This is a genomic window from Pseudoalteromonas sp. SMS1, from assembly GCF_021530565.1.
In the GTDB taxonomy this organism is placed as follows: Bacteria; Pseudomonadota; Gammaproteobacteria; order Enterobacterales; family Alteromonadaceae; genus Pseudoalteromonas.
The window spans coordinates 1-9,514 of the sequence record NZ_JAKGBI010000040.1; the positions used below are offsets into that span (position 1 = coordinate 1).

1 protein-coding gene is annotated in these 9,514 nt (G+C 43.8%); it reads right to left on the bottom strand.

All coding sequences use genetic code 11. The annotated features are described in order from the left end of the window. The coding region (locus tag L1286_RS23705) for a putative Ig domain-containing protein (RefSeq protein WP_235409494.1) at positions 1 to 9,514 on the bottom strand (9,514 nt) is incomplete at both ends.

Here is a 9,514-nt window from a genome sequence, read left to right on the forward strand (position 1 = left end):
AGCTGCCCCTGCCGTCGCAATCGTTGCAACTACAGCCACCGCAATCATGATGACTGATGCCAGTACATTACAGCCCGCTTTTGGTGGTGGTGGCACATACGGCATGCTCGGTGTGGTATCGCCAATCACTTCGCTTAAGTTAATTGGCTTAAAGCTGTCATGACTGTTAAATGAGTTTGCTCTTGATGGAATATCAAGCGATGTGCCGGCCTGCAATTGTGCTCCAGCACCCACCCCATTTGCATCAGCGATGACATACCACAAGCTTTCACTGCCAAAGTAACGTTTCGCTAAGCTCTGAAGTGTATCCCCAGCAACAACTTGGTGTGTTGTCATTGCTGATGACTGATTTAAATTTGGTGCACTAAAGTGCTGATTTTTAATAGTATTAATACCTAATTTATTTAACTCGCCCAAGTACTGCTGGTTTGAGTAAATAAAATAGCTTCCTGCTGAGCTTTGCCCTATCTTATCTTCATTAAAACCTATGTTTTGGGCAATTGTGCTTTCCCAGTCCATCGCCTGATCTGTGTATGGATCATAGCTTGTGCCGCTGGTTATTAGATCACTGTCGGAAATAGCTTTTGACTGAGTACCCGTCACCTTAGACAGCAGTTTGCCCTCCGTGCCATAACGCATATAGCGCGATTTAATCGCATCAGCACTTGCATTTGCGTTACCCGTAACGATTTCTGTAGGGCCTTCTTCAACACGCGTACGATTGCCATTGGCATCATAGCTGGATTTGGTTGTTGTATCTTGCAGGTATCGGCTATTCTCGTGCCCTTGCGCACCTGTGCCCACTGTTAAAGTCTCTAAATATGTTTCTCGCCCTTCATCGTATGTTTTAACAAAGTTGTGAATTAAATGGTCACTGACACCTGTAGGGAGGTCTTTCATCTGCTTGTATTTATATTCGTCCAAGCGGTTCGCCACATTGTATACATACTGTTCAGAAATGGACTGGACAGTGAACTCCGATTCAGACCATTTATTATTGGCGTAGATCATAAACCGCTGGCCATTGTAGGAATTTGCAGGGAACAGATCATCAATATAAGTAGCTGGTTCATTTTCTAACGATTTGACAACACTCCGCTCTAGCTCACCCGCTAAATTGTATGCATTCTCCGTCATCGTTTTCAGGTGACCTGAAATATCAACGTAGTATCTGAACTCAGTAGGCTCAGTGTCAGATCCAATTGGTGGTCTCGGCCTGTCAGGACTCACAGGCACATCTTTAAACGCCGTACTACCAATCGAATAGTAACTTTTGTTAGATGTAACTTGTCCTAGGCTGTCATACTCGAAACTACTTTGTGCTCGCCAATTTGAATGAGTGATAGATAAAGCTGCGCGCTGTTCATAGAGATCTTGCCCATCTTTGTTTAAAAAGCCATCTACTTGGGCAAGCATACCCCAAGAGTCATAGATATACTGCTGTGCATTTTTGCCTAAGTTATCCACTACCAGTGTTTGTTGGCCAGTCCCATTGTATTCAATATATTTACCTTGAGACTTGATATCTATCGTGCCAGCGACGCTATCCATACTGCCACCGTCGATAACAACGCGATTGTTATTATCGTATGTAAACCAATATTGTTTAGCGCTATTTTTTGCTCTCGCAGTGCCTATCGGTACAGCTGATTTTGCTTGCACTGTCGCCTTCACCTTTAAAGGGGTGTCTAAATTTGGTGGCGCTATTGGCGTATGGCTAAACGCTGCGAAACTAGCCATTCTCAAACTAGGTGCCGAAACCGTTTTTATTTGACTTGTACTAGCCATTCTCAAACTAGGTGCCGCAACCGTTTCTAATTGGCTTGTACTTGCCATTCTCAAACTAGGTGTCGCAACCGTTTCTAATTGGCTTGCACTTGCCAAAGATTGAAGCACTTCTTTGCTTCCAGCCCCTCCAATCTCCCATGGTTCAAGGCCTAAATTGATCATATCGCCAATGATCTCAATATTAATTTGGACAGAGGCAGAAAGACCTGAACTATCCGTTGCAGTGATAGTCCAATTACCCTTTGAAGCATTTGTAGGCGTACCATGAATTCTATTTCCAGTCAGCGTTAAACCCATCGGTAACATCGGCGCGGAATAGGTTAAAAAGTCTCCACTGTCTTGATCCACAATAGCTGAATCAGGGATATAGTAAGAAAACGACGTACCAACTTTACCATATGCGTTTAGGTTGTGTTTGGCTTCGGGCGCATTATTTGCCTGCCCCTCAGGCTGAATGGTAATGGTCTTTCTCGCCCAGTTACTCCAAAGACCATCATCGTCTTTTACTCTCACTTCAACCGATTGACTGCTCGTCGAGTTGCCCGATATCGACACTTCGCGCCCTGAACCGGATAAAGAAAGCCCTGATGACGTTTTCCATTCATAGCTTATGATACGACCGTCACTGTCCTGGGCATTGGCAGTTATTGAATATGACTTTCCTTTTTCTATTTCTGACCTACCAATAATAGACACCGATGGCTTTACTTTTGGAGTGCCATTATTGATCTTCAATGTAAAAATGGCCGTTCCCGTTTTCTTTTCGCCACTGACCTCTGTCGCCGTTGCTGTAACTCGGTACTCTCCTGACGTATCGTACCCAGCCGTGCCAGACAAAACACCACTTGACGATACGCTGAGACCATGAGGCATTGGCACAGATACATAGTATGGCGTGAAGTTAGGCGTAATCACTTCATTTTGTGCTGACGAAATGGATGCAGACGACGCGGCGACCGAACTAGAGTTAATGACTCCGCCACCACCGCCCATATCAAAACTCAGCTTTTCAAAAGACAGTTGGTAGGTAACGGCATCGCCATCGGGGTCTTTGAAATGCGTGGCAAAATTATAATTAAAGCCTACTCCCTCTGTAATTGTTTTGTCCTGAATGGTACCTTCTGGCCTACGATTTGGGGCTGGATCTGGCGCTGGCTCAGGCGCATCTTTTACTTCAACATGATATAAAACACGTCTACGTTCGCCCAAATCACCATCGGAATTATTTGGCGGCCTTACTAGTTCTAAAGTAAATGTGTACGGTTCGCTTCGATGCACCCCTTCCTTTGGTTCCAAAATAATCGTTTTCATATCTGACGAGAGACTGACCCAAGAAGGTGCACCTTGCAAATTAGCTGTCGTGTAATTGCCACCTACACCTGAGGCAATTGTTGAACGCTGAAACTCAGATACCGTTACAGTGTTTGTGTTACGCACATTAATATTGAATGAGGAGGAAACATGAATAGAACTGTCGCTTCTATCCCTCACGGTAATTGTGACACGCTTATTGCCACTCGAGCTTAAACTTGGAGTACCAGATATCACACCTGTACTCGTATTAATACTTAAACCGCTTGGTAAGCCCGATGCAGAGTAAGACACAGATAAATTTTGTGGGTTCTTTGTTACATACCGAGATATATTAATAGGTGATATCGCAACGCCTTCTTGGGCTTCTTTTGCACTGATATCGCTTATTTTTATTGGGGATTCGAGCGAAATATTAAACGTCGACTCTGCACTGTATCTTTCTGCAGTATTTGCTTCAATGGCGGTTACAGTAACTCTATATGAATTGTCCTGATTAAGATCAGCACGCCCGCTTAAAACCCCATTGGTTTCAGACCATGACATACCAGATGGCATATCTACTGTTATAAAGGCTACATCAGAATTTGGGACAACGGCACCTGAAGCCAAGGAGGCTTGTGATACCGCACTGTTCGATTCATTTTCAGTTATTAAGCTCGCATTAGTTACACTTAACCAAGAAGGAGCCTGTTGCAGATGTGATGTGTTTGCCGTATTGCTATTACCCGAAAGAGTGACCGCCCCAGCTGTCCCCCCACCGACATTACCGCCAATCGTCTCTCCAGAGTTTGAGTTGCCACCATTGTTAATGGTGTCCACGGGCCCATTGTATACTTCAAATTGAATGTGATAGCGAAGCGTATTGTTATCAGGGTCTGTAAAGAAGGGCCTAAAATCATATGAAAATGAACGACCTGCCACCAGATCCTTATCGGCAATCTGTGATGCTGTCGGGCGCACATTAAGTTGGTGTGAATCATTAACCTGTATATGGTAGAAACGAGTGATGGTCCTAATGTCTAAGGCGCTTTTCTCTGTACCCGAAACACTTGATGAAGATTGTGGGGTTTTTTCTCTATCCGTACCAACAACTTGGATGACTGTAGTTTGACCATCTCCATCGTTAATTGTCGGCCTTAAAACCAAGCCACCGCTTTCAATATTTGCCCACGAGGGTTTGGGTGACGTAATCTCGAAATCATACCCTAGAGGTAATTCAAATGTTTTAGTTTCGTTTTCATTTATTACTTCTTTAACAGTGTCAAAAACCATAAATCGAATTGAAACTGACGCGCTGACACTTGGATCGTTTTTATCCGTTAAAGTAAGGGTTGCGGTGTAACTCGAACTTGCATCATACGTGGGAGTCCCACTGATGACACCTGTCTGTTCATTCAATGATAAACCTGGAGGTAACCCTACCGCTGATACCGATAATTGAAGATCTGATCGAACATGGCTCATAACGTCAATCGGGGTAATGCGTTGTCCTTCATACACATTTATCCAGTCAAATTCAGTAATCCTTATGGGTTGTGCCAAATCTTCGACTGTAAAGTTAACATAGGCTTGTGCCAAATGATTAACTTTTCTGTTTTGTTCCCTTGCCGTGATCATTATCCGATAAGTGCCACTGTCAGAATACCCAGGAGTACCCGAAAACGATGTGCTATTAAAAGATAGCCAACCGGGAGTGTGATTAATTGTTTCCCAACCTGGCCTATAAATTGGATCACCCGCACTGTCCTTTTCTCCTGTCGGAACAGATCCCCACTTTTGCAATACTTGCGTGTATACGATGGTGTCATTATCAGGATTATTAAAGTACTGAGTCACATCTTGAACATGTGAGGGAAAGGACTCAGTTTCAGTAATAGTAAAGTTGCCATCTCTTTTCTTTGAAATCGCAATATTAGGTTCTAGCGTATCTGGTATAAAAACATGATAAACAACAATTTCAGCTTCTATTTCACCTATTGCTAGCGAGGGGTTGGTAACTTGATTGTTTCCGTTTTGCGGCGGTTTTTCATTGTCATTATGTTTAGCAAGCACAGTAACAGCATAATACCCTGATTGCTTACCATGATCGGCTTCAGGCGCAATTGTAATAACATTATTTGTCAGGTCAATAAACGATCTAGCTGCATCGTCCACTTCCAATCGAGGCGTATTGTAACCTTGCATAAACTGCGAGATATCCAGCGTTACCTCTCTTTCTTCATGGACCTCAATTTTTAATGTTTCCAATACCCTAATAGTGAAGGACTCTGTCACAGTGTAATTGGGCTCTCCAACATGTGTTGCCGTAATGGTTACAGGGTAACTGCCGGCACTTTCATAGCCAAACGAGCCAACTATACGCTCACTATTTTGGTCGAGCGTTAACCCTGCGGGCAAGCCTTGCACTGCATAGTTAACATTGGTTTGCGGTGAGCGTTTCTCAAAATATTGTGTCAAATTTAAATCAAACGCTTCTCCCTCCCTGAGCGTCGTTGAACCTATATTAATACTTGTAAAAGGAGGGGGGGTGTCTTCTATTACTAGCGTGACTTCTGCTGTATAGGTTTTATTTGAAGCAGGATCCGTGGCTATCACATCAATCAGGTAAACACCTTCCGACTCAAAACTCGGAGTCCCAGTAAAGAAACCAGCCTGATTAAGTTGAACAGGTGGCTCAACAGCAAACCACTCGGGGCTATTTGGCTCGGTCTGTTTGTAAAAAGTCCCAGAAAAAGTGAGGTTGTTATTGTTCAAAGATTGAAACAATTGTGCGACATTTCCCGTCATTTCAGTGAATGATGACATTTCACTGATTTTGAATACACCACTAAATTGGCTAGGTGCGTCTTCTGGTAGACCATCTTCCAAGCCATTTTCAACCTGCATCTTGCGCCTGTTGCCCACTGCATCATATTGATAACTCACGCGGCTAATAATGCGTTCAAAAACCCAATTAGGTACATCTGTTGTACTGATGTTTTTTAATTCATTCGTGGTCACAAACGTAATACGACCATGACTGTCATATTGTGTCTCGGTGCGATGGCGCATGACTCTGCCTAGGTCATCTCTGGCTTGTTTAACCTCAACAATACGTTGGCCATTACGGTTGTATTCAAATTCTGAGTATGCGCCAGTTGCCTCATCTGTAACCGTATGTAGCCACCCATTAGGGTAGTAGGTGTAATGAATGTCCTGGCCGTATTCGTTCGTTCTTCCCATAACGCGCGCTGAGTTAGCAATTATTTCAGCGCCATCTTCCGCCAAGCTTGTCGCCTGAAAATACGTCGTGGTATGGGTTTTACCACTTAAATCGTTCATAGAAACCAAACGTCCAAAACTATCAAAGTTACGAGTAACTTCATCTCTTAATCCGGAGGTATAGAGCTGATTGAAACGCTCTTTGACTTGTAGACCGTTTTTGTCATTTTCGTAGGTTCTAATGCGATTCATTTCATCTTTTCTGAAGACCACATTTCCTAAAGAGTCATACTTGTATTGCTTTATCCCTTCTAACGCATTGACCTCATGTGTACGGTTTCCAAGTCCATCATACTCATACGCATTAATTTTTCTGTAACTAAATGACTGGCTACCTATGGTGCCATATTGCCCAGCTTCAGTTACTTGGCCCAGTTTGTCGTATGTACTTGTCGTGATACGAGCTTCAGCGTCTTTCGAAATGACTTTACGACCAAAAATGTCGTAATAACTTCGATGAATATTCTCAAGCGCGTCTTGAACTCCCACTTGCTGACCTGACAAATTAAATGTGTAAATGGTGGTATTCAAATTACCATCTGTTTTGCTAACTAGGTTCCCTGTCGCATCATATTTGAATATGTTTTCGGGGCGTTCATACGTCAACGTCCCACTTTCAGATACAACCATAACCTGAGGTAACACCTCCTTGGTTACCTGATCCCTATGATTATATTGGGCTTTAATGGTGTTTTGCTCAGCATCTACCGAAACGATGATATTGTCCCATCTATCGTATGTCTGATGCGTTACAACGGCTTGCGCTGCATAATCAGGGTGAGTAATTTCAATGGCACGTCCTAGATTGTCTCGCGTGTACTGCGTACTTCCATTCAACGCATGAACTACCTCTCTCAATCGCCCAGCTTTGTCATAATGATGGGTTTTGAGGACGCCGTCTCCTTGTGTAGATTTTTCGATAAGCCCATTTGAATTATATGAGAATATAGCCCCATGCTCATCTTTGGTTACTTCTCCAAATCCGTTGTAATTCGTATGCCAATTAAACTCAACGACATCGTCTATACCCATGCTCTTTTGCACAACATCACCAACATTATTGTACAAATAGCGCGTAAAGTGGGTCTTTGACCCTCCTTCGCTGGTGGCCTGCCAACTATTAATTGAACGTGTTAACGTCGTTTCATTAAATGTCACAGACTGGGTGCGTAAATGTGCCGGTTGAATATGAACGCCCCTAGGGTCTTTAATCGTAATGGTTATACTCGATGTAATGCCAGTATTTGAGGTTTGCTCTCTATGGTTTGTTATCACACCCGTTTTGCTATTAAAAGAGAAGCCTGTAGGTAACCCCTCACCAGTATATGTATTCTGGTGGCCCTCAATTGTCGTCGTCTGCGAATATGAAATCTGGTAGTTGCTTTGCTCTGCAACTTCAATATAGTCTTTTGTCGTTTCTGTAAGTTGACCTAGCGCATCATAGGCATGTGATGTCATCTCCCCTAGCGCGTTCACCTCTTTAACTAACAAACCCCTTAGGTTGTAGTGATGACGAGTTACATGATCACCACTTTGCTCCGCTGGCGCAGTAATATTGCCATTTGTTCCATCATGACCCGTTAAGCGAGTTGCATGCACACGATGTTCGACAACATTGCCAAAAAAATCGTATTTATAGGTAGTGGCTTCCCGTCCTAACTGTGTCGCAATTGAGTTACTGGAAAGTGTCGTAGCATCTGCGGTAACATTTCGAACATACTCTTGGGCAGAAGTTACTAAACGCCCGAGTGCATCATATTCAAATAATTGATAACTTTTCGAATCATATTGCGTTGATTCCGGGGTTAGTTCATTAGTGGATTGGGTACTTTGAGTACGCACTTTACCTAACGCATCATACTCTTTAAACTCCACAACCTTATTGTGGTCCACATACTCAAACTCTTTGTTTCCAGTTGTTTGCACTGTCACATTGTGATGCACTTTATGGGTCAATCGACCCATATTATCGTAGTGGAACGAGATTTCACGGTTGTGTCCAACCTCATCATCCCCCGCTAGACCCGTTGGCTGAATTGACTCAGATATTGCGCCAGTGACTGCCTTTGCATATTCGATTTGCTCAGCTAATTCACCATGTTCATTGTACTGATATGTTGTTAAGTAACCCGCCTCATCTACATGACCGCTTCGTTGTCCTAGTGCGTTGAAGTAGGTATATGCCTGAATCGTTTTTTCATCTTCCTTACCCCAAGTACCCGAAACCAACTGCGTTTTTTTAATTTCCTCACCAAACGCGTTATAGGTGAACTCCGTATACTGCTCACCTTGAGAGACTGAGACTTTCTGACCACCTTGGCGGTATTGCCTATCAATTCGTCTATCATCGTTTGACGCAACGACAGCAATCTCGCCATTCGAATAGCTGCCCGCATTTGCATACCTGATTAGCGTCGTTTCTCGGCCCAATGCATCAAAGGTACGTTCGGTAACATAACCTTCACCATCGCGTTCTCGATATATACGCCCTGCATTGTCATAGGATTTGTACGTTGTGATCCCTGCACGTGTATTTGAAATGGCCTGCCCTAGCGCATTGTATTGTGTCGTGACTGTCAACTCTGGTGTATTCACTGCCTCTGGCTGCGTGATACTTGTTTGACGACCGGCTAAATCGTACCCAAAGGTGGTTTCTGTGTGCGCGCCACTCAACCAGTTGCCATTGACCTTTATCCCTTCTTTTAACGTAATTACATTGCCCATATCATCGTACGTCATGGCTTTTGTCATTTTGCCAACGGATGTAGACTTCAAGACACCACTATCCCAATAATGGTAGCTGGCCTCTGGCCCCGACTCTTCTGTCAAACGCCCTTGATTGTCATAGGTATAATCCCACGTTGCCCCTTTTTGGTTGGTGTAAGTGGCTTTTAACCCATTATCATAATAGGTGTAAGACTCCGTGTTGTTATCTGCATGAGTGATTTGCGTCAGTTGGCCGGAGCCGTTATACACAGAATGACTGACACGGGCATCACTCACCAAGGTGCCATTTAACTGGCTCGCCAACTGCGTGTAGGTCAGAGTTCGTGCGTTAAATGCCGCAGACAGTGCACTGATGTCTTTGGCTGACGTGCCATACGACAGCGTGCTAATCACCTCACTCACTGCGTTGTAACGCTGCTCGGTA